Origin of the sequence: Pseudomonas sp. B28(2017), from assembly GCF_002113025.1 — a bacterium.
GTDB lineage: Bacteria > Pseudomonadota > Gammaproteobacteria > Pseudomonadales > Pseudomonadaceae > Aquipseudomonas.
In genome coordinates this window covers 87,640-108,084 of sequence record NZ_NEJH01000014.1, presented here as the reverse complement: position 1 = coordinate 108,084, position 20,445 = coordinate 87,640, and the positions used below count along the sequence as shown (strand labels likewise).

At 58.8% G+C, this 20,445-nt stretch carries 22 protein-coding genes; 11 read left to right on the top strand and 11 right to left on the bottom strand.

Features of this window, described 5'->3' with window-relative positions:
• Nucleotides 1–199: 199 nt before the first annotated feature.
• The 5 genes from CAF65_RS28915 to colR all read right to left on the bottom strand — a co-directional run bounded on the left by CAF65_RS28915 (nt 200) and on the right by colR (nt 3,919).
• Entirely contained in the window at nt 200–427 is a 228-nt protein-coding gene (locus tag CAF65_RS28915; protein ID WP_085718692.1) for a hypothetical protein, read from the bottom strand.
• A 2-nt stretch (nt 428–429) separates the two neighbouring features.
• On the bottom strand, nt 430–1,143 hold the full coding sequence (locus CAF65_RS25115; RefSeq protein ID WP_085718691.1) for a lipopolysaccharide kinase InaA family protein: 714 nt from the start codon (nt 1,141–1,143) through the stop codon (nt 430–432).
• 4 nt (nt 1,144–1,147) lie between these two features.
• Nucleotides 1,148–1,816, bottom strand: coding sequence for a class I SAM-dependent methyltransferase (locus tag CAF65_RS25110; RefSeq protein WP_085718690.1), 669 nt, complete (start codon nt 1,814–1,816; stop codon nt 1,148–1,150).
• 155 nt (nt 1,817–1,971) lie between these two features.
• Nucleotides 1,972–3,246: a HAMP domain-containing sensor histidine kinase gene (locus CAF65_RS25105; protein WP_085718689.1), complete on the bottom strand. Its 1,275-nt coding sequence runs from the start codon at nt 3,244–3,246 to the stop codon at nt 1,972–1,974.
• Entirely contained in the window at nt 3,236–3,919 is a 684-nt protein-coding gene (colR, locus tag CAF65_RS25100) for a two-component system response regulator ColR (RefSeq protein ID WP_085718688.1), read from the bottom strand. Before colR ends, CAF65_RS25105 begins: the two co-directional genes overlap by 11 nt.
• A gap of 202 nt (nt 3,920–4,121) precedes the next feature.
• On the opposite strand from colR, the gene CAF65_RS25095 reads away from it, so the two are divergent.
• Complete coding sequence (locus tag CAF65_RS25095) at nt 4,122–6,071, top strand: LTA synthase family protein (protein ID WP_085718687.1); 1,950 nt, start codon at nt 4,122–4,124, stop codon at nt 6,069–6,071.
• A gap of 54 nt (nt 6,072–6,125) precedes the next feature.
• Complete coding sequence (locus CAF65_RS25090; RefSeq protein WP_085718686.1) at nt 6,126–6,869, top strand: phosphatase PAP2 family protein; 744 nt, start codon at nt 6,126–6,128, stop codon at nt 6,867–6,869.
• 193 nt (nt 6,870–7,062) lie between these two features.
• On the opposite strand, the gene groL is transcribed toward CAF65_RS25090, so the two are convergent.
• The 4 genes from groL to CAF65_RS25070 all read right to left on the bottom strand — a co-directional run bounded on the left by groL (nt 7,063) and on the right by CAF65_RS25070 (nt 10,575).
• Nucleotides 7,063–8,709, bottom strand: coding sequence for a chaperonin GroEL (gene groL / locus CAF65_RS25085; protein WP_085718685.1), 1,647 nt, complete (start codon nt 8,707–8,709; stop codon nt 7,063–7,065).
• Nucleotides 8,710–8,758: 49 nt separating this feature from the next.
• The gene (locus CAF65_RS25080; RefSeq protein WP_007985847.1) at nt 8,759–9,052 is read right to left on the bottom strand and encodes a co-chaperone GroES; all 294 of its coding nucleotides are present in this window, start codon (nt 9,050–9,052) and stop codon (nt 8,759–8,761) included.
• A 248-nt stretch (nt 9,053–9,300) separates the two neighbouring features.
• Complete coding sequence (locus tag CAF65_RS25075) at nt 9,301–9,777, bottom strand: FxsA family protein (protein ID WP_057396774.1); 477 nt, start codon at nt 9,775–9,777, stop codon at nt 9,301–9,303.
• Nucleotides 9,778–9,843: 66 nt separating this feature from the next.
• Nucleotides 9,844–10,575, bottom strand: a complete 732-nt coding sequence (locus CAF65_RS25070; protein WP_085718684.1) for a HugZ family protein — start codon at nt 10,573–10,575, stop codon at nt 9,844–9,846.
• 164 nt (nt 10,576–10,739) lie between these two features.
• Between CAF65_RS25070 and CAF65_RS25065 the strand changes: the two genes are divergently transcribed.
• Entirely contained in the window at nt 10,740–11,498 is a 759-nt protein-coding gene (locus tag CAF65_RS25065; protein ID WP_085718683.1) for an SDR family oxidoreductase, read from the top strand.
• 65 nt (nt 11,499–11,563) lie between these two features.
• Here the strand turns inward: CAF65_RS25065 and apbC are convergent, their stop codons facing one another.
• Nucleotides 11,564–12,658 (bottom strand): iron-sulfur cluster carrier protein ApbC, encoded by a 1,095-nt coding sequence (gene apbC, locus CAF65_RS25060; protein ID WP_085718682.1) that lies wholly within the window; start codon nt 12,656–12,658, stop codon nt 11,564–11,566.
• A 182-nt stretch (nt 12,659–12,840) separates the two neighbouring features.
• Here apbC and metG point away from each other — a divergent pair, with 182 nt between their 5' ends.
• The 8 genes from metG to CAF65_RS25020 all read left to right on the top strand — a co-directional run bounded on the left by metG (nt 12,841) and on the right by CAF65_RS25020 (nt 19,722).
• A complete protein-coding gene (gene metG / locus CAF65_RS25055) occupies nt 12,841–14,892 on the top strand; it encodes a methionine--tRNA ligase (RefSeq protein ID WP_085718681.1) in 2,052 nt (683 codons plus the stop codon).
• 142 nt (nt 14,893–15,034) lie between these two features.
• Nucleotides 15,035–15,604 carry an electron transport complex protein RnfA gene (locus tag CAF65_RS25050; protein ID WP_085718680.1) on the top strand — a complete coding sequence of 190 codons (570 nt, stop codon included), beginning with the start codon at nt 15,035–15,037 and terminating at the stop codon, nt 15,602–15,604.
• On the top strand, nt 15,601–16,614 hold the full coding sequence (gene rsxB, locus CAF65_RS25045; RefSeq protein ID WP_085718679.1) for an electron transport complex subunit RsxB: 1,014 nt from the start codon (nt 15,601–15,603) through the stop codon (nt 16,612–16,614). Before CAF65_RS25050 ends, rsxB begins: the two co-directional genes overlap by 4 nt.
• The gene (locus CAF65_RS25040; RefSeq protein WP_085718678.1) at nt 16,601–17,587 is read left to right on the top strand and encodes an RnfABCDGE type electron transport complex subunit D; all 987 of its coding nucleotides are present in this window, start codon (nt 16,601–16,603) and stop codon (nt 17,585–17,587) included. Before rsxB ends, CAF65_RS25040 begins: the two co-directional genes overlap by 14 nt.
• Nucleotides 17,584–18,195, top strand: coding sequence for an RnfABCDGE type electron transport complex subunit G (locus CAF65_RS25035; protein ID WP_085718677.1), 612 nt, complete (start codon nt 17,584–17,586; stop codon nt 18,193–18,195). Before CAF65_RS25040 ends, CAF65_RS25035 begins: the two co-directional genes overlap by 4 nt.
• Entirely contained in the window at nt 18,188–18,772 is a 585-nt protein-coding gene (locus CAF65_RS25030) for an Rnf-Nqr domain containing protein (RefSeq protein ID WP_085718676.1), read from the top strand. The genes CAF65_RS25035 and CAF65_RS25030 overlap by 8 nt, the downstream gene beginning before the upstream one ends.
• A gap of 25 nt (nt 18,773–18,797) precedes the next feature.
• The gene (nth, locus tag CAF65_RS25025) at nt 18,798–19,436 is read left to right on the top strand and encodes an endonuclease III (RefSeq protein WP_085718675.1); all 639 of its coding nucleotides are present in this window, start codon (nt 18,798–18,800) and stop codon (nt 19,434–19,436) included.
• 106 nt (nt 19,437–19,542) lie between these two features.
• On the top strand, nt 19,543–19,722 hold the full coding sequence (locus tag CAF65_RS25020) for a PA3496 family putative envelope integrity protein (RefSeq protein WP_007972325.1): 180 nt from the start codon (nt 19,543–19,545) through the stop codon (nt 19,720–19,722).
• A gap of 82 nt (nt 19,723–19,804) precedes the next feature.
• Here CAF65_RS25020 and CAF65_RS25015 read toward each other — a convergent pair whose 3' ends face one another.
• Nucleotides 19,805–20,431 carry a response regulator transcription factor gene (locus CAF65_RS25015; RefSeq protein WP_085718674.1) on the bottom strand — a complete coding sequence of 209 codons (627 nt, stop codon included), beginning with the start codon at nt 20,429–20,431 and terminating at the stop codon, nt 19,805–19,807.
• Between the last annotated feature and the right edge of the window lie 14 nt (nt 20,432–20,445).

Here is a 20,445-nt window from a genome sequence, read left to right as displayed (position 1 = left end):
TTTGCTTACTTTTTTTTCGACTGAAAAAAGTAAGGCGCCGTAAGGGCGCAAAGGTGATTCAGCGTCACCTCGGCAAATGGATAAGCTCACAACTCACAAAACCAACGCCAACGCCAACGCCAATCTTCCCCGGTAATCCGTGATGAACCAAAAAAAAGGCCTCGCATCAGCGAGGCCTTTCATTTGGGCTTCAATCTGTTCAATTCTGCGACCTCAATCCCTGAGAAAGTCCGAACATGAATAACAACAAATCATGATCGGGTCGAGTGGCCACGGATGCCTTCGCAACCCGCGGCAATGGACAATGTTCTTCTGCGTTTATCGAGCTGAGAACCTGGGGGCGTGGTTGCTCCCAGGCTGCCATCGCGATCGATGCAACTGCCAAGGCTCCTACCAGAAACAAACCTCGTGCAATTTCGAGTTTCATCGTTATAAACCCTTGATAGCGCTGCCAAACGCCGTTTCATAAAAGTAGACGAGCTTTTTCCAGTCTGCTTCGCTGAACGACGAGTGGCGACGTAATTGCTTCATGTCATGGGCCGCTGCGCGATGAGCGGTAAAACGCTGTCGGGATTTCTCCAGATCGATCAGGGCCACTTCGACCTTGGCCGTCTCGCCCTCACCGGTCACGCGAACGAATACGTGCTTGTCGTAAAGGCAACCGTGCTGCCAGCGGCCCTTGTGCATGCGCGCCAGGTTTTCAGCCAGGTCCTTGAGCACGCGGTCATGTATGGCTTCACCATGACGCTCGCGACCGCCACCGGCGTACCAGCGATCGATTTCCTCAAAGCCGTCCAGTGACCTGGTGACCAGCAAGGCACGCCATTTGTGCACTGGATCACGCTGCGCGCCGCAGAAAACGATATGCGGAACCCTTACGCCAAGCGCGGCGACACCGTTGAGCGCAGCACTCTCGCGCAGTACTGTCGGCCGCCCGAAAGGGTGCTGCCAGCTACGATGGATATGCCCGGTCTGACGCTTGGCGTAGAGCAGTTGACCATCACTGCCCATCACTCGTTGAACGCCGCTTTCCCCGCCGCGACGGACGTTAGGTTCCTCTACCCATTCACCGCGCTGATTCCAAAAGTAATCGAAGCGATCCTGGGGAGCGACTTCCGTTTCTGCTGCATACTGCACTGCCATCCTGTTACCTCTTGCGTAATACGTAAACTCGCCACATGGCATAGAGCGGCAAAAAGTCCAGTTGTTCCTGGATGCGGAAACCCGCCTGCTCAAATTCCTTTTCTACGGTAGCGACCGGTAACACAAAGCGGTTTTGGTAACCTTCCTGCCCACGGGTTTTCTCCGAACGCTTGCGTTTCCAGGCCTTGAAGTTGCCATCGACCCACAGCGAAAGGATCACGCTGTCACGGGTAACTCGCTCGAATTCGCGCAAAATAGCCATGCGATGCTCGGCTTCACCGATGTGGTGGAGCAAGCGCATGCAAAAAATGCTGTCGACGGCGTTGTCCGGCAAGGCGATGTCGAATGCAGACGTGCGCAAGGGCTGTACCCGTTTCACCACGTGGGCGGGTTGCGCCTGGGTTGCGACCTTCAGCATGGACTCCGAGTTATCGGCACCGATGATCACGCGGTTGGTTTTCTCCGCCAGCAAGGGCCAGAAACGCCCCGCACCGCACGGCAAGTCGAGGATCAGGCCGGGCTCGCCAACCAGGTCCAGCGCCTTGCGCGCCAATTGTTCGTCACGCCAGTGGGACAGTCGACGGCCGAGACCTTCCTGGTGTTTGCGCAAATAGCGTTGCGCGTGTTGCTCGTCGTACTTTTCGGAAAAATCGAGTTTGATCGGGCCGTCCATCACCTGGTCTCCTGAACTTCTGATAGCAGCTACCTTAGGTTTCGCGGTGTCGGTGACAGGTGATTCACTTGTGAAAATTTCATTACGGGAAACCTGGAAGTATTACAGGCTTTTACAGAATTGATAGGGGTTTGCCGGTCGCCTGACTCAACAGATCAGGTTCGGGACAACTCCACCTGAAAACGACAACCATTGGGCTCCATGGTTGTCAGGCTGACGCTCCAGCCCTGGTTTTCACAGATCCGCTGCACCAGTGAAAGCCCCAGGCCCAACCCTTCCCCGCGCTGTTCGTTGCCCCGGACGAACGGTTCGAACATCGCCTCGCGTTTTTCCTCGGGAATGCCCACGCCACTGTCTTCGACCAGAAAGCCCGTGCCCGTCAGGGTCAGGCGGATGAAGCCCTGTTCGGTGTAATGCAAGGCGTTGCGCAGCAAGTTCCCCATCACCGCGTGCAAGAAGGTCGCATTGTAGCCCTTGGCCTCGGGGTTGCCCGGTTCGAAGATCAGCTTCAATCCTTTGCTTTCAATGGGCTCGCGCCACAAACCGAGCAGGCCCTCGGCCACCTGGCCCAGGGACTGCTGTGGCGACATGCTGGCGTCTTCACGCTGGGCACGGGCCAGCATCAGGAAGGTTTGCACCAGCTCACGCATTTCTTCACATGCCCGGGCAATGCGCTCGACCTGGGCGCGACCGCGCTGATCGATACCTGGGTTTTCCAGCAGCAACTCGCAGGAACTGGCCAATATCATCAAGGGCGTACGCAATTCGTGGCTGACGTCGCTGGTGAACAACCGCTCGCGGGTCAGGGCCTGACGCAAGCGCCCGAGGGTGGCATCGAAGGCCACGGCCAGCTCGCCCACTTCGTCGGCGGCATAATCCGGAGCCAAAGGAGGAGCCAAACCGAGCAGTTGATCGCGATGGCGTACCTGACGGGCCAGCCGCACCACCGGCGCCATGACCTTGCGTGCCAGGACCCAGCCGAGAAACACCGCCAGCGCCAGGCTCAATACGAACCCCACCAGCGCCACGGCAAACAGCACCCGCTCACGCTCTTCGAAGTCGCTCTGGTCCTGCAACAGCACGTAACGTCGGCCGTCGACGATTTCGACCATGGCGTGGTACGACAGGTTTTCACGGAACACTTCGTGGAAACCCGGCTCCAGGTGCCGCAGATCCTTGGGCAAGCTGAAATCACCCGGTCCGCCGCTGAAGTAGAACAATTGGTCCGGTTCGGGACGATGGCTCCAGTCCGTGACATTGTCCATCAGCAACAGGCGCTGCAAATCGCCGCCCAGACCTGCCGAAATCAGTTTTTCTTCCACCAGGTGCACGGTCGCCACGATGCCCATGGCAAAGGTACCCGCCACCAGTGCGCCCATCAGCGCAAAGGCAATGATGATGCGTTGAGCAAGGCTCTGCTTAAACTCCATCACGGCCCTCGGCCAGGCGATACCCCACCCCGTGCACGGTTTGCAGCAATGGCTTGGCGAACGGCTTGTCGATCACCTGGCGCAGTTGGTGGACATGGCTGCGCAGGCTGTCGCTGTCCGGGCAGTCATCCCCCCACAGCGCTTCTTCAAGAATTTCACGGCGCAGCACATGCGGGCTTTTCTGCATCAACACGGCCAGCAACTTCAGGCCGACCGGGTTGAGCTTCAGCAACCGGCCTTCGCGGGTGACTTCCAGGGTGTCGAGGTCATAGCTCAGGTCGCCGACCTGCAAGGTCCGCCGCCCACCGCCCTGGGTCCGGCGCATGATCGCTTCGATACGGGCCGCCAGCTCAGACAGGGCAAACGGCTTGATCAGGTAATCATCAGCACCGGACTTGAAGCCTTGCAGACGGTCATCCAGTTGATCACGGGCCGTGAGCATGATCACCGGCGTTTCGCGGCGGGCATCTTCGCGCAGGCGCTTGCACAAGGTGTAGCCATCGATGCCGGGCAACATGATATCGAGCACGATCAAGTCGTAGTGCTCGGTGGCCGCCAGATGCAGGCCAGACAGACCATCCTGCGCGCAATCCACGGTATAGCCTTTGAGCCCCAGGTAATCAGCCAGGTTGGCCAGGATATCGCGGTTGTCTTCAACCAATAGAATTCGCATGGGTATCTCTCCGTCCACAGTAACGGCCGTCATGGCCCGCGCAGCTTAAGGCCAAGTGTGACTCACGGCTAGGGGAAGGCTGTGCATGGATCAATTCGCTCAACCAGTAGGTATGATTGACAAGTTTTTCACTATCGATTCACAGGCTGACTACAGCGGCCAGTGAAGACTGTCACGCGATTGATAATAAGGAATATAGAGAATGGACTATTTGAAGACGGCCCCCATGCGCTTTTTGCTGCTGGTCACAGGCGCCTGGCTGGCAATTTTTTTTCTGACTCGAACAGTCCTGCTTCTCACACACCTGGATGAGGCCGGAAGCGGCTTCCTGTCGGTGTTCGGCATCGGCCTGCTCTACGACCTGGGTTTCATTGCCTACGCAGCACTGCCCATGGGCTTCTACCTGTTGCTGTGCCCGCCGGCCCTGTGGCGCACGCGTGGCCATCGCTGGTTCCTTCAGGGGTTGCTGACGGTCAGTCTGTTCGCGATGTTGTTCACCTCGGTGGCCGAATGGCTGTTCTGGGATGAGTTCGGCGTGCGCTTCAACTTCATCGCCGTCGATTATCTGGTGTATTCCGACGAAGTACTGAACAATCTGCTTGAGTCATACCCGATCGGCACGCTGTTGAGCATCCTCGCCGTGCTGGCCGTGGCCCTGAGTCTTGCATTGCGCAAACCCTTCAACGCCGCACTTGATGCACCATTGCCGCCGCTGCGTGGGCGCTTGCTGAATGCGCTCGGTTTGTTGATCGTCGCTGGCCTGAGCATGCAACTGCTCAGCCAGGACGCCCCGCGCGCCCAAGGTGGCAACGCCTACCAGAACGAACTGGCGAGCAATGGCCCGTATCAATTCTTCGCGGCATTCCGCAACAACGAACTGGACTACCCGCAGTTCTACAGCACACTGCCGTCGGCCGTGGTTGCCCAACAGATTCGCGCCGAACTGGCAGAACCCAATGCCCGCTTCGTGGGTCAGGACCCGCAGGACATTCGCCGGCAGATTGATAACCCGGGCGCACCGCGCAAGCCCAATATCGTGTTGGTCACCATTGAAAGCTTCAGCGCCAAGTATATGGGCAGCAACGGTGACACCCGTAACCTGACCCCCTACCTTGATGCCTTGCGCAAGCAGAGCCTGTACTTCAACAATTTCTACGCCACCGGCACCCGCACCGACCGCGGTCTGGAAGCCATCACCCTGGCGATTCCGCCGACACCCGGTCGCTCGATCGTCAAACGCGTGGGTCGTGAAAGCGGCTTTGCCAGCCTTGGCCAGCAACTCAATGCCGTGGGCTACGACAGTGTGTTTGTCTATGGCGGGCGCGGTTACTTCGACAACATGAATGCGTTCTTCAGCGGCAATGGTTATCGCGTTGTAGACCAGAGCAGCGTCGAGGAGTCGGAGATTCACTTCAAGAATGCCTGGGGCATGGCCGACGAAGATCTCTACAGGCAGACACTGAAACTGGCCGATGCCGACTACGCCAGGCAGCAGCCATTCCTGCTGCAACTGATGACGACGTCCAACCATCGCCCTTACACCTATCCGGACAACCGGATCGACATCAAGTCCGGTAACGGCCGTGACGGCGCAGTGAAATACACCGACTACGCCATTGGTCAGTTCCTTGATCAGGCGCGTCAAAAACCCTGGTTTGACAATACAATCTTCGTCTTTGTCGCCGACCACACCGCTGGCAGCGCCGGTAAGGAAGACTTGCCCATCGCCAACTATCAGATTCCGCTGTTCATCTATGCGCCCAAGTTGATCGAAGCTCGGGAAACTGCACAATTGGCCAGCCAGATCGATCTGGCGCCAACGTTGCTGGGTTTGCTCAATCTGGATTATGAATCGACATTCTTTGGCCGTAACCTGTTGCAGGACAACCCGCTGCCACCACGCGTGGTGCTCGGTAACTACCAGCACCTGGGGTTGTTCGACGGCAAGGACCTGGCGATCTTGAGCCCACGCCAGGGCTTGCGCCGTCACGATGACGCGCTGACTGAAAGTCGCGAGTCCCGGTCTACCGCCAGTGATCCACTGATTACCCGCGCAATCACCTATTACCAAACCGCCAGTTATGGCTTCAAGCAACAGCTGCTTGGCTGGAAGGCACCCAAGGAGGGTGCCGGTCAAGTCGGCGAACGTTAACCGAATCGCCCCGGGCTGATGCCCCGGGGCTTTTTCCTTTGTTCAGGATCCACCATGTCATCAACTGCTGTCCGCCCCGCCCCTCGCCCGCTCAATTACTGGGTGTGCCTGGGGGTTCCCGCCGTTGCGGCGATCGTTCTGGTGTTGCTCGAACTGACCTCACTGGACATGGACCTTGCCAAGCTGTTCTACGACCCGGTCGCGGGTGACTTCATCGGACGGCACAGTTACTTCCTGGAAAACATCCTGCATACCCGCGCCAAGCAGGTAGTCATCGCCTTTTCGGTGTTCGCCATCCTCGGCTACGTCGCTTCGTTCTTCATGACCAGGCTCAAACCGTTCAAGCGTGAACTGGGTTGCCTGGTGCTGTCCCTGGGCCTGGCGACTTCCTTTGTCACCCCCATGAAAGCGGTGACCGCGGTGCAATGCCCTTGGAGCCTTGAGCAATTCGGTGGTCACGAGACCTACAGCGAACTGTTGAGCCCTCGCCCGCACACCGAAAAACCGGGACGTTGCTGGCCCGGCGGCCATGCGGCCACCGGTTTCACCCTGTTTGCCCTGTTTTTCGTATTGCGTGACCGTCGCCCGCGCATGGCTCGCGCAGCGTTTGTCTTCGCCTTCGCCCTCGGCTCGGTGTTCTCCATCGGGCGGATGATGCAGGGCGCGCACTTCTTCTCGCACAACGTGTGGACGGCGGTGTTCTGCTGGCTGATTTGCCTGGGGTCGTATTACTGCGTTCTGTATCGACCGGCGTTGAAGGCTGAACGCGAGGCAAATGCAGTGCCTGTCAGCGCCTGAACCACAGTTCAAATGTGGGAGAGGGCCTGTTCGCGATGACGGAGTGTCAGTCAACAGGTTTGTTGGCAGCAACACCGCATTCGCGAGCAAGCTCGCTCCCACTGGTGGATCCATGTGACCTTCGGATTCCGGACAATAAAAAACCCCGCCTGCTTTCGCAGGCGGGGTTTTTTATTACAGGGGTAAGGCTGGCTTACATCATGCCGCCCATGCCGCCCATACCGCCCATGTCTGGCATACCGCCGCCAGCTGGAGCGTCTTTCTTCGGTGCATCAGCGATCGCAACATCGGTGGTCAGCAGCAGACCGGCAATCGAAGCAGCCGCCTGCAGCGCCGAACGAGTTACCTTGGTTGGGTCCAGGATGCCCATTTCGATCATGTCGCCGTATTCGCCGGAAGCAGCGTTGTAACCGAAGTTACCTTTGCCGTTCTTGACTTCGTTGACCACGACGCTTGGCTCGTCACCGCTGTTGGCGGAGATCTGACGCAGCGGCGCTTCAACGGCACGTTTCAGAACAGAGATACCGACGTCCTGGTCAGCGTTGTCGCCCTTAAGCTCGGAGATCGCTTGCAGGGAACGGATCAGCGCTACGCCACCGCCAGGCACCACGCCTTCTTCAACGGCTGCACGAGTAGCGTGCAGGGCGTCTTCAACGCGGGCTTTCTTCTCTTTCATTTCAACTTCGGAACCAGCGCCAACCTTGATCACTGCAACGCCGCCGGACAGCTTGGCCAGACGCTCTTGCAGTTTTTCACGGTCGTAGTCGGAGGAAGTTTCTGCAACCTGGGCACGGATCTGGCTGATGCGTGCTTCGATGTCGCCCTGTACGCCAGCACCGTCAACGATGATGGTGTTTTCCTTGGACAGGGTTACGCGCTTGGCGTTACCCAAGTGCTCCAGGGTAGTGCTTTCCAGGCTCAGGCCGATCTCTTCGGAGATGACGGTACCACCGGTCAGAACAGCGATGTCCTGCAGCATGGCCTTGCGACGGTCGCCGAAGCCTGGCGCCTTGACGGCTGCGACTTTAACGATGCCACGCATGTTGTTCACAACCAGAGTCGCCAGGGCTTCGCCTTCAACGTCTTCGGCCACGATCAGCAGCGGACGGCCGGCTTTGGCAACGGCTTCCAGTACTGGCAGCATTTCGCGGATGTTCGAGATCTTTTTGTCGACCAGCAGGATCAGCGGGCCGTCCAGCTCAGCGACCATGGTATCTGGCTTGTTGACGAAGTACGGGGACAAGTAGCCACGGTCGAACTGCATGCCTTCAACAACCGACAGTTCGTTTTCCAGGCCCGAGCCTTCTTCAACGGTGATCACGCCTTCTTTACCGACTTTTTCCATGGCTTCGGCAATGATGTCGCCGATGGAGTTGTCGGAGTTGGCGGAGATGGTACCTACCTGAGCGATTGCCTTGGTGTCAGCGCATGGCTTGGACAGGGCCTTGAGCTCTTTGACGATCGCGATGGTCGCTTTGTCGATACCGCGCTTGAGGTCCATCGGGTTCATGCCGGCAGCGACGGCTTTCAGGCCTTCGTTGACGATCGACTGAGCCAGAACGGTAGCGGTGGTGGTGCCGTCGCCTGCGTCATCGTTGGCACGGGAGGCAACGTCTTTGACCAGCTGCGCGCCCATGTTTTCGAAACGGTCTTCCAGTTCGATTTCTTTGGCGACGGAAACGCCGTCCTTGGTGATGGTCGGAGCGCCGAAGCTCTTCTCGATGATCACGTTACGGCCTTTCGGGCCCAGGGTCGCTTTTACTGCGTCAGCCAGGACGTTGACACCGGTGAGCATTTTCTTGCGGGCGGAATCGCCGAATTTAACTTCTTTAGCAGCCATGATCGATATTCCTTAAATACTTTGAAGTAGCGGGAAAATGAGCGGGTAATCAGCCTTCGATAACAGCGAGGATTTCGTTCTCGCTCATTACCAGCAGGTCTTCGCCGTCGACTTTCACAGTGTTGCTGCCGGAGTAAGGACCGAACACAACCTTGTCGCCCACTTTCACGGACAGTGCACGCACTTCACCGTTTTCCAGTACGCGGCCGGTGCCTACAGCGAGGATTTCGCCGCTGTTGGCTTTTTCAGCAGCCGAACCTGGCAGGACGATACCGCCAGCGGTTTTCTTTTCTTCTTCGCTGCGACGGATGACGACGCGGTCATGCAGAGGACGAAGCTTCATTGTCGATCTCTCCTAATTGTGGTTTTCATCGGCCGGTGTAGTCCCGGCGGGTTTAACAAAGGCCGGCAGTGCCGGTTGCGGTTCGTCAAGCGAACCGCGGAAGTCTGTCTGGCATGTTCGCCAGAAACCTTGCGGTGACCGTTACATAAGGGCGCATAAGCTTATTACAAGGGCGGGGATCGAAATTTTTTCAGGTCGATGTTCCGCAAACGAACACGGCACCCGAAGGTGCCGTGTGTAGAGTGCCATTACTTGGTATCGCGGTGTTCGAACTCGCCTTCAATCACGGTCGGCTCACGCCCCAGCGGCTCACGGGGGGCTGGACCGCCGCGTGCCTGCAGGTCGTCGGCGAACGCTCGCTGACGCATGGCCTGCTCTTCGGCGCGCTGGCGCATTTTACCCGCCAGCAGGCGGCGACTGAACGGCAGCAGCATGAGCAAGCCGATCACATCACTGATGAAACCCGGAAGAATCAACAGGCCACCGGCCAATGCCAGCATCAGGCCTTCGAGCATGGTCTGGGCCGGCAGCTCACCGCGGCTCAGGCTTTCACGGGCACGCAGGGCCGTCGCCAGGCCGGCGATACGCAGCACGAACACACCGAACATCGAGCCGAGAATGATCAGCAGCAGGGCCGGGAAAAACCCGATGGACCCTGCCACCTTGACGAATACGAACAGCTCCAACACCGGGAACAGCAGAAAGAGCAACAAAAAAGGGCGCATCAAATGGTTCCTCAACGCAAGAATGCCTTGCCAGTTCACCTTAGATGACGTCGCCGTTTCGTGAATTCAAGCATCGGCCACTTCATTTTTCGGCCAATGTTCGGCGTGAGCCAGAGAAACCAAGGCCTCCCGGACTTGTGTCGGCGTATTACAAGGCGCTTGAAACGGCAACCAGTACAGACTTTGACCGATGCGCAGGTGCATGCCTTCGGTGTCGATACCGGCCATTTGCGCCGGCACGTTTGTCGGCAGTCCGGCCAGCTCGACGTAATGGGCGATGGCCTTGGCGTGGTCGGCGTTCATGTGCTCGACCATGCTCAGTTCAGCCTTGCCGGCGAAAGGGTTGGCCAGGGTCAGGTCATTGACCCAATGAATCGCGCCAAAACCGCCGATGTAACGGTGGCGTACCGGCTTGAGCACCCAGAAGTCGAAATCGTGGGCCTTGTGATAACCCTGCGACTCCGGGAAGTAGCGGTAGTAACGTTCGGAGGCGGCTTCGATGGCAGCTTCGTCTTCGAGCTGCTGCGCTTCGGCCAGGTAGGTCAGTCGACCAACGGCCTGGACATCTTCAGCGCCACGCTCGCCCACAAACAGCGAGCATTTCGGGTCTTTCTGCAAATTGTGGGTGTGCTGGGCGATGCGGCTGATCAGGATCAGCGGTCGGCCCAGCTCGTCCAGGCAGTACGGAACCACGGAGCCGAATGGGAAACCGGGCATCGATTTGGAGTGCGTCGAGAGCACTCCACGGTATTCCTTGAGAAGCAATTCTCGTGCATGCTTAGCCGCTTCAACGCTCAATTTATGACTCCTTAGATAGAATCCGTCATAAAAACGGACGAGCTGCTGGTGAAAGTCCCAGCACGCCATCGGGGCAGTTCTCATGTGCAGCCGGGCCACGTCAGGCGCAGATCGAGAGGCTCTCTACAAGGAAACCACTCAGACCTGCTACCGGGGGCATGCGAATGCAACTCACTGACAAAGTAATCATTATCACTGGCGGCTGCCAGGGTCTAGGCCGCTCCATGGCCGAGTATTTCGCAGGCAAGGGCGCGAGGCTCGCGCTGGTGGACCTTAACCAGGAAAAACTCGATGACGCCGTCGCGGCCTGCAAGGCCCAGGGTGTCGAGGCCCGCGCCTACCTGTGCAACGTGGCCAACGAAGAGCAAGTGACCCACATGGTTGCCCAGGTCGCTGAAGACTTCGGCGCGATCCATGGCTTGATCAACAATGCCGGGATCCTGCGTGACGGCCTGCTGCTCAAGGTCAAGGATGGCGAAATGACCAAAATGAGCCTGGCCCAATGGCAGGCGGTCATCGACGTCAACCTGACCGGCGTGTTCCTGTGCACCCGTGAAGTCGCGGCGAAGATGGTCGAGCTGAAAAACGTCGGCGCTATCATCAATATCTCGTCGATTTCCCGTGCTGGCAACGTCGGCCAGACCAACTACTCCGCCGCCAAGGCCGGTGTCGCCGCCGCGACCGTGACCTGGGCCAAGGAACTGGCGCGCTACGGCATTCGCGTCGCCGGCATTGCACCGGGCTTCATCGAAACCGAAATGACCCTGGGCATGAAACCGGAAGCGCTGGAAAAAATGACCGCCGGGATCCCGCTCAAGCGCATGGGCAAGCCGGAAGAGATCGCCCACTCGGCGGCGTACATCTTCGAGAACGACTACTACACCGGCCGGATTCTGGAGATGGATGGCGGGTTGCGGATCTAAGGCCACCACAAAACGACTGTAGGAGCGAGCTTGCTCGCTCCTACAAGGGGATTGCGTTCACACCCTCAATCGTCGCTGACGCTGATGTTCGGCATCGCCGGCGTCAAAGCTTCCTGCAACACGATCCGCGCACCGACATGGCGGGCCAGTTCCTGGTAGACCATGGCGATCTGGCTGTCAGGCTCGGCGATCACCGTTGGCTTGCCGCCATCGGCCTGTTCGCGGATGACCATCGACAGCGGCAGCGAGGCCAGCAACTCGACGCCATACTGGTTGGCCAGTTTCTCGCCACCACCCTCACCGAACAGGTGCTCGGCATGTCCGCAATTGGAGCAGATATGCACAGCCATGTTTTCCACTACGCCCAGCACCGGAATGTTGACCTTGCGGAACATCTCCACGCCCTTGCGCGCGTCCAGCAATGCCAGGTCCTGCGGAGTGGTAACGATGACCGCACCGGCCACTGGCACTTTCTGCGCCAGGGTCAGTTGGATGTCACCGGTGCCTGGCGGCATGTCGATGACCAGGTAGTCCAGATCGCCCCACGCAGTCTGGGTCACCAATTGCAGCAAGGCGCCGGAGACCATCGGGCCACGCCAGACCATCGGCGTGTTGTCATCGGTGAGGAAGGCCATGGACATCACTTCCACGCCATGGGACTTGAGCGGGACGAACCATTTCTGATCCTTGACCTCGGGACGGGTGCGCTCCGGTATGCCGAACATGATGCCCTGGCTCGGGCCGTAGATGTCCGCATCGAGAATCCCGACCTTGGCGCCTTCACGGGCCAGGGCCAGGGCCAGGTTGGCCGCCGTGGTGGATTTGCCCACGCCACCCTTGCCGGACGCCACGGCCACTACGTTCTTGACATTGGCCAGCCCCGGAACCTGTGCCTGGGCCTTGTGTGCGGCAATCACGCTGGTGATCTCGACACGGGCACTTGCCACGCCATCCAGCCCCTGAATGGCCATTTCCAGCATCTGCGCCCAGCCACTCTTGAACAGGCCGGCGGCGTACCCCAATTCGAGCTGAACGCTGACGCGCTCGCCCTGGATCTCGATGTTGCGCACGCACCCGGCGCTGACCGGATCCTGGTTCAGGTAAGGGTCGATGTATTGGCGAAGGACGGCTTCCACCGCTGCGCGATTGACGGCGCTCATGGGCAACTCCGAAAACAGGACTGGAAAGATGACGGGTATCGTACCTGTTCCGAGCGTTCGACGGGATGCTCAAAAGACTGTATCGACCCGTTATTCATCCAATGAAACAGGCTCACGGGGTGAAAAATATGTGCCGGCGCTTTATAGTGGCCGACCTCCGTTTCATCAAGTAGCCGAGCCCCATGTCCGAGCCACGCAAGATCCTCGTCACCAGCGCCCTGCCCTATGCCAATGGTTCGATTCACCTCGGCCATATGCTGGAATACATCCAGACCGATATGTGGGTGCGCTTCCAGAAGCACCGCGGCAATCAATGCATCTATGTCTGCGCCGACGACGCCCACGGTTCGGCCATCATGCTGCGCGCGGAAAAGGAAGGCATCACACCGGAACAACTGATCGCCAACGTCCAGGCTGAACACAGCGCCGACTTTGCCGACTTCCTCGTGGACTTCGACAATTTCCACTCCACTCACGCCGAAGAAAACCGTGAGCTATCGAGCCAGATCTACCTGAAGCTGCGTGACGCCGGGCACATCGCCACGCGCTCGATCACCCAGTATTTCGACCCGGAAAAGAAAATGTTCCTGGCCGACCGCTTCATCAAGGGCACCTGCCCGAAATGCGGCACGGAAGACCAGTACGGCGACAACTGCGAAAAATGTGGCGCGACCTACGCGCCGACCGACCTGAAGGATCCGAAGTCGGCAATCTCCGGCGCTACCCCGGTGCTCAAGGATTCCCAGCACTTCTTCTTCAAGCTGCCGGACTTCCAGCAGATGCTGCAGACCTGGACCCGCAGCGGCACCCTGCAGGACGCCGTCGCCAACAAGATCGCCGAATGGCTGGACGCCGGCCTGCAACAGTGGGACATCTCCCGCGATGCGCCGTACTTCGGTTTCGAGATTCCCGACGAGCCGGGCAAGTACTTCTACGTGTGGCTGGATGCGCCGATCGGCTATATGGCGAGCTTCAAGGACCTGTGCAACCGTACGCCGGAGCTGGACTTCGACGCGTTCTGGGGCAAAGACTCCACCGCCGAGCTGTACCACTTCATCGGCAAGGACATCGTCAATTTCCATGCCCTGTTCTGGCCAGCCATGCTCGAAGGTGCCGGCTACCGCAAGCCGACCGGGATCAACGTACACGGCTACCTGACCGTCAACGGCCAGAAGATGTCCAAGTCCCGCGGCACCTTCATCAAGGCCCGCACTTACCTGGACCACCTGTCGCCGGAATACCTGCGCTACTACTACGCCTCCAAGCTGGGCCGTGGCGTCGATGACCTCGACCTGAACCTCGAAGACTTCGTGCAGAAGGTCAACTCCGACCTGGTGGGCAAGGTCGTCAACATTGCCAGCCGTTGCGCCGGGTTCATTCACAAAGGCAATGCCGGCGTGATGGTCGACACCAACGCCGCACCCGAGTTGACCGAAGCATTCCTGGCCGCTGCGCCAGGCATTGCCGACGCCTATGAGGCCCGCGACTTCGCCCGCGCCATGCGCGAGATCATGGGCCTGGCCGACCGCGCCAACGCCTGGATCGCCGACAAGGCGCCGTGGTCGTTGAACAAACAGGAAGGCAAGCAGGATGAAGTCCAGGCCATCTGCGCCACCGGCGTCAACCTGTTCCGCCAGTTGGTGATCTTCCTCAAGCCAGTGCTGCCGTTGCTGGCCGCCGATGCCGAGGCGTTCCTGAACGTCGCGCCGCTGACCTGGAACGACCACGCGACCTTGCTCGCCAACCATCAGTTGAACGAGTTCAAGCCGCTGATGACCCGTATCGACCCGGTCAAGGTGCAAGCCATGACCGACGCTTCGAAAGAAGACCTGACCGCCAGCCAGACCGATACCGGCGAAGCCGCACCTGCCGGCAATGGCGAACTGGCCAAGGATCCGCTGTCGCCGGAAATCGAGTTCGACACCTTCGCGGCAGTCGATTTGCGCGTCGCGCTAATCGTCAAGGCTGAACACGTGGAAGGCGCCGACAAGCTGCTGCGCCTGACACTGGACATCGGTGACGAGCAACGCAACGTGTTCTCCGGGATCAAGAGCGCCTACCCGGACCCGTCCAAGCTCAATGGTCGCCTGACCATGATGATCGCCAACCTCAAGCCACGGAAAATGAAGTTCGGCATCTCCGAAGGCATGGTGATGGCCGCCGGTCCTGGTGGAGAAGAGATCTACCTGCTGAGCCCTGACAGTGGCGCCAAGCCGGGTCAGCGCATCAAGTAAGATCTGCGGCAAATCGATCCCACAGTCGTACCTGGTGCGACTGTGGGATTTTCATGTCTGGCCCACCCTCCCGCCTTGCCGGATAATGCCTACTCTTTTTAGACAACTGCGCTAAAAAAACCCGTTCTTGTCGGCACGAACAATGACCGAGATCCTGCTTACCCTCATCAGCGCCGCCCTGATCAACAACCTCGTGTTGCACTGGCCGCTGGCCGTCGATCCGCTGTTGGCCGGCCAGCGCCGTCAGGTCCATGCCTTGGGCATTGCGACGACATGCCTGATGCTGGTAGTAGGCATGCTCGGCTACGCGCTCTATCACTGGCTGCTGGTGCCACTGCAGTTGACGACGCTGCGTCTGTTTGTGTTTCTGCCATTGAGCGTGCTGCTGATCAGCCCATTACTGAAGTGGCTGGCGCGGCTGTTTTCGACACTGCCGTTCGAGGGCCTCTGGCCGTTGCTGCTGGGCAATGCCGGCGTACTCGGCGTGACCTTGCTAAATGCTCAAGAGAACAAGGGCTTCTTACACGCCACTGCCTTGAGCCTTGGTGCAGGGTTGGGCTTCTGGCTGGTGTTGAGCCTTTACACTGATTTGCGTGAACGCACGGCCGACAACGATGTTCCCCTGCCCTTTCGCGGCTTGCCGATCGACCTGATTGGTGCCGGCCTGATCGCAGTGGCTTTTCTCGGATTCAGCGGACTGATCAAAACATGAGTCTGATTCAACGCATCGACGCACTCTTGCCACAAACCCAATGCGGCAAGTGCGGCCACCCCGGGTGCAAACCGTACGCCGAAGGCATTGCCCGCGGTGAGGCGATCAACAAGTGTCCGCCCGGCGGCAACGAAACCGTCGCGGCCCTGGCCGAGTTGCTGAAGGTGCCGGTGCTGGAACTGGACATCACTCGCGGCTCGGCACCTGCGCAAATCGCCTATATCCGCGAAGCCGAGTGTATTGGTTGCACCAAGTGCATTCAGGCCTGCCCGGTCGATGCCATCGTCGGTGCGGCCAAACTGATGCACACGGTGCTCATCGATGAGTGCACCGGTTGCGACCTCTGCGTGGCGCCGTGCCCGGTGGACTGCATCGAAATGCGCCCACTGCCACCGAACACGGTACTGCCCGTTGTCGGGGGCCTGGCCCTTACACCGCAGGCAAGGCAAGCCCGCACCCTCAAGCGCGATCACGCACGGAGCCGCTTCGAACAACGCAATGCCCGCTTGCAGCGTGAGGAGCAACAGAAAGTGGCCGAACGGCAGGCCCGACAGCGGGCCGCCCAACCTGCCGAAGCGGCAGTCGATCCGGTGCAGGCCGCCCTCGAGCGTGTTCGCGCACAGAAAGCCGCCCATGCCGATGCCGCATTGAAAAAGGCAAAGATCGACGTGGCGATGAGTCGGGCGCAGCTGCACAAATCGCTGAAGGCCTTCGGACATCCACCGACCTTCGAACAGCAATCGCAGTTGATCGTCTTGCAACAGCAGTTCGAAGCCGCCGAACACAACCTGGCGCAACTGGAAAGCGCCACCCCGCCGCCCCCTGCGTCGACGGTCGCCACTGTGTCGTCAAATGATGCCGATCTGAAACGGGCCAAGATCCAGTTGGCCATGCGCCGCGCCGAACTCAAGAAGGCTCTGGCCAACGAAGCACCGGCGGAACAAATCGAAGCACTGGAGCGTGCACTCGGTGAAGCCGAGCGCCAGGTGGACGCCCATGCCAGCCCTTGAAACAACGGATGATCGCCTGCAACAGGCGATGAAACTGGTGCTGCTGGCCACGCTACCGGGAATGCTGGCGGCGTTCTGGCTATACGGCTGGGGCGTGTTGATCAACCTGGTTCTGGCGGTCGCTGCTGCGCTGGCCGTTGAGGCCGCCGTCGTGCAATGGCGCAAGCGACCACTCAAACCAACCCTGAGTGACGGTAGCGCGTTGGTCAGTGCCACATTGCTGGCTCTGGCATTGCCGCCTTACTGCCCATGGTGGATGCCCCTCAGTGCTGCCGCTTTTGCAATGGTGTTTGGCAAGCACTTGTATGGCGGCGTCGGCTCGAATCCCTTCAACCCGGCGATGCTCGGTTTTGCCCTGGTGCTGGTGGCCTTTCCCCAACCAATGACCCATTGGCCATCGCCCCAAGGCATGGACCTGCTGAGTGGCCTGCAGCAAGTGTTCGGTGTCGGTCATGCACCGGATGCGTGGGTGCAGGCCACGGCACTGGACAGTCTGCGGATCAATAAAAGCCTTACCATGGATGAACTGTTTGCCGGCAACCCGGCATTCGGCCACTTTGGCGGCCGGGGGGTGGAATGGATGAACCTGGCTTTTGTGGCAGGTGGAATGTTTCTCCTGCAACGAAGGGTAATCAGCTGGCATGCTCCCGTCGGCATGCTCGCCAGCCTGTTCATCATCAGTCTGCTGTGCTGGAACGGGTCGGGCTCGGACTCCCATGGCTCACCGCTGTTTCATCTGCTGACCGGCGCGACCATGCTGGGGGCGTTCTTCATCATCACCGAACCGGTGTCCGGCGCCAGAAGCCCTGGCGCGCGACTGCTGTTCGGCGCTGGCGTCGGGCTTCTGACTTATCTGATTCGTACCTGGGGCGGCTATCCGGACGGTATCGCCTTCGCCGTGCTGTTGATGAACCTGTGCGTGCCAGCGCTGGAGCGGTTCGTGGCGGCCAGGCAACAGCCGGAGGCGCCATGAGCCGGACTTCAAGCATCGCGCTTCTGGTGCTTTTGGCTGCACTGGGCTTTGGCGTGACGTACGTCATGCAACTCGTCAGCGCGCCGCGCATTGCAGCCGAACAGCGCCTGATCGACAGCCGCAATCTGCTCGACCTGATCCCGTCAGACAGCTACGACAATCAACCACTCGAACACCCCATCAAGTTCGAAACAACCGTCCTGACCAACAGCACCTTGCTGGGTGGTTATCTGGCGACCCGGGCCGATCAACCCTTCGCGGTGTTACTGCGTAGTCAAACCCTTGGCTACGCCGGTGCCATTGACCTGTTGATCGCTATCGACGCCAATGGCAGGTTGCTGGGCGTCAAAACCCTCAAACAGTCGGAAACACCAGGACTGGGAGCACGGATCGCCGACTGGCCCAATACCTGGCTGCAGATTTTTACCGGAAAATCTCGAACAGAACCCGGTGACAGCGGCTGGGCGCTGAAAAAGGATCAGGGGCAGTTCGATCAGATCGCAGGCGCAACCATCACCTCAAGAGCAGTGATCAATGCTGTCCACGATGCCTTGCGCTACTTCGATGAACATCGGCAACCACTGCTTGGAATACCTGCACATGGATAACTCATCGACTCTGCGCAAGACATTGATGCTGACGCCGCTGATCGGCGCCACCCACTCGCTGATGGCCGCACTTGGCCTGTGCCTGATGTTCATGGTGGTGACCCGGTTGTTCAGCCTGGTCATGGGCGCCTTGCGATCCCGACTGGTCCCTGCGACCCGCCTGCCGGCCAGCATCCTGCTGGCGGCAACGCTCACCATTTGCGCGGAACTCATGGCACAGGCCTGGTCGCTGCAATGGCAGCAGCATCTGGGGTTTTATGGCGCCTTGATCGCCTTGCAATGCGTCGTACTGGAACACACCGGGTACTTTCAGCGCGACTGGCGCCAACGCCTGCGACTCGATGGCCTGTTTGTCACGCTGATGATCTCGCTGGGCCTGCTGCGCGAACTCATCGGTAACGGAACACTTGGAAACCATCTATCGTGGCTGTTCGGGGCAACGCAAACTGACTGGCAAGGCTGGGTGCTGGTGACCGATGGCGGCCTGCGCCTGGCGACATCGGTCCCTGGCGGATTCATTCTGCTCGGACTGCTGATTGCCGCCTGGCAGGCCTGGCGCCCCACACCCACACATTGATTGACGTCGAGGAAACGCACCGCCCATGAATGCCGCAAAACGTCTGGAAATATTCCGCAGACTGCACGAGGACAACCCGGAACCAAGGACCGAGCTGGCCTATTCCTCACCGTTCGAATTGCTGATTGCCGTGATTCTCTCGGCGCAGTCGACCGATGTCGGCGTCAACAAGGCCACAGCCAGGCTGTTCCCGGTCGCCAACACCCCGGCAGCTATCCATGCCTTGGGTGTCGAGGGACTGTCGGAGTACATCAAGACCATCGGTCTGTACAACAGCAAGGCGAAAAACGTGATCGAAACCTGCCGCTTGCTGGTCGAACGTCACGCCGGTGAAGTGCCACAAACCCGCGAAGAGCTGGAAGCGCTGCCGGGCGTCGGCCGTAAAACCGCCAACGTGGTACTCAATACCGCATTCCGTCAGCTGACTATGGCCGTCGACACGCATATTTTCAGGGTCAGCAACCGGACTGGCATTGCTCCCGGCAAGAATGTGGTGGAAGTCGAGAAAAAGCTGATGAAATTCGTGCCCAAGGAGTACCTGCTCGACTCCCATCACTGGCTGATCCTTCACGGCCGCTATGTTTGCCTCGCCCGCAAGCCCCGGTGCGGAAGCTGCCGGATCGAGGACTTGTGCGAATACAAGCACAAAACCTCCGACGATTGAGGCGCTATTGGGATTAGCTAATTGTCGATTGAAAAAATCTTTTTTACCCGCCGGGAGATTGTCGATATAAGGAGCCCCAAAGGCCTTCTTAGCCTGGAGTAATTAAATGAGTACTGGCAAAGAGCAATTGGACGTAGAAGACGACTTCACCACCGCCGAAACCGATGACGCCGAGCCGGTGGTTGAAGTAGCGAAAACTAATCTGAGCAAACGCCGCACCATCGACAATCTGCTGGAGGAGCGCCGACTGCAAAAGCAATTGGCCGATTACGATTTTGACTTATGACACCTGAAAGCCTCCCGAAACGGAGGCTTTTTTTCTAAGCGCCCTACTCCGGTAGCCTCCCCCCGATCGCACAGTTACGTCATTACACCAGACCATTGCGTTGTGCCAACTCGATCAAATCGACCAGAGACCTCGCATTCAGTTTTAGCAACAAGCGGGTTTTGTAAGTACTGACCGTTTTATTACTTAGAAACATTCCATCAGCAATCTCTTTATTGGTCTTTCCTCTGGCCAACTGTTGCAGGACCATCATTTCCCGCCCCGACAATCGATCAACCATATCGGCCTCACTGGCGTTCCCCAAACTGCAACGCACGGTATGCAAGGCTTGATTGGGAAAGTAACTGTAGCCTGACAATACAGCCTTTATTGCACTGAGCAACTCCGTCAGGTCTTGTTGCTTGCAGACATAACCAGCCGCACCGGATTGCATGCAACGCATGGAAAAATGCCCCGGCGCCTGAGAAGTCAAAATCAGAACTTTCATCAGCATAGAGGTCGAAGACAAACGCGCGATGACTTCCAACCCGTCCAGCTTCGGAATCCCGATATCCAGAATGACAATATCCGGCATAAGTTCACGGGCTAGTTGCAGTGCATCTACACCATTATCGGTTTCCGCAATAACTTCGTAGCCATGACGTTCCATTAGCATACGTACCGCAAGACGAATGACAGGGTGGTCATCCACGATCAGCACTTTATTCATGGGCAGTCCAATTT

Bases quoted from the DNA above. Each gene is read 5' to 3' on its own strand.
- CAF65_RS25050 (WP_085718680.1), top strand. From the start codon at position 15,035: ATGACCGAGATCCTGCTTACCCTCATCAGCGCCGCCCTGATCAACAAC.
- CAF65_RS25115 (WP_085718691.1), bottom strand. From the start codon at position 1,143: ATGGCAGTGCAGTATGCAGCAGAAACGGAAGTCGCTCCCCAGGATCGC.
- CAF65_RS25015 (WP_085718674.1), bottom strand. From the start codon at position 20,431: ATGAATAAAGTGCTGATCGTGGATGACCACCCTGTCATTCGTCTTGCG.
- colR (WP_085718688.1), bottom strand. From the start codon at position 3,919: ATGCGAATTCTATTGGTTGAAGACAACCGCGATATCCTGGCCAACCTG.
- CAF65_RS25075 (WP_057396774.1), bottom strand. From the start codon at position 9,777: ATGCGCCCTTTTTTGTTGCTCTTTCTGCTGTTCCCGGTGTTGGAGCTG.
- apbC (WP_085718682.1), bottom strand. From the start codon at position 12,658: ATGAGCGCCGTCAATCGCGCAGCGGTGGAAGCCGTCCTTCGCCAATAC.
- CAF65_RS25095 (WP_085718687.1), top strand. From the start codon at position 4,122: ATGGACTATTTGAAGACGGCCCCCATGCGCTTTTTGCTGCTGGTCACA.
- CAF65_RS25090 (WP_085718686.1), top strand. From the start codon at position 6,126: ATGTCATCAACTGCTGTCCGCCCCGCCCCTCGCCCGCTCAATTACTGG.
- metG (WP_085718681.1), top strand. From the start codon at position 12,841: ATGTCCGAGCCACGCAAGATCCTCGTCACCAGCGCCCTGCCCTATGCC.
- CAF65_RS25080 (WP_007985847.1), bottom strand. From the start codon at position 9,052: ATGAAGCTTCGTCCTCTGCATGACCGCGTCGTCATCCGTCGCAGCGAA.
- groL (WP_085718685.1), bottom strand. From the start codon at position 8,709: ATGGCTGCTAAAGAAGTTAAATTCGGCGATTCCGCCCGCAAGAAAATG.
- CAF65_RS25020 (WP_007972325.1), top strand. From the start codon at position 19,543: ATGAGTACTGGCAAAGAGCAATTGGACGTAGAAGACGACTTCACCACC.
- CAF65_RS28915 (WP_085718692.1), bottom strand. From the start codon at position 427: ATGAAACTCGAAATTGCACGAGGTTTGTTTCTGGTAGGAGCCTTGGCA.
- CAF65_RS25065 (WP_085718683.1), top strand. From the start codon at position 10,740: ATGCAACTCACTGACAAAGTAATCATTATCACTGGCGGCTGCCAGGGT.
- CAF65_RS25105 (WP_085718689.1), bottom strand. From the start codon at position 3,246: ATGGAGTTTAAGCAGAGCCTTGCTCAACGCATCATCATTGCCTTTGCG.
- rsxB (WP_085718679.1), top strand. From the start codon at position 15,601: ATGAGTCTGATTCAACGCATCGACGCACTCTTGCCACAAACCCAATGC.
- CAF65_RS25110 (WP_085718690.1), bottom strand. From the start codon at position 1,816: ATGGACGGCCCGATCAAACTCGATTTTTCCGAAAAGTACGACGAGCAA.
- CAF65_RS25030 (WP_085718676.1), top strand. From the start codon at position 18,188: ATGGATAACTCATCGACTCTGCGCAAGACATTGATGCTGACGCCGCTG.
- CAF65_RS25035 (WP_085718677.1), top strand. From the start codon at position 17,584: ATGAGCCGGACTTCAAGCATCGCGCTTCTGGTGCTTTTGGCTGCACTG.
- CAF65_RS25040 (WP_085718678.1), top strand. From the start codon at position 16,601: ATGCCAGCCCTTGAAACAACGGATGATCGCCTGCAACAGGCGATGAAA.
- nth (WP_085718675.1), top strand. From the start codon at position 18,798: ATGAATGCCGCAAAACGTCTGGAAATATTCCGCAGACTGCACGAGGAC.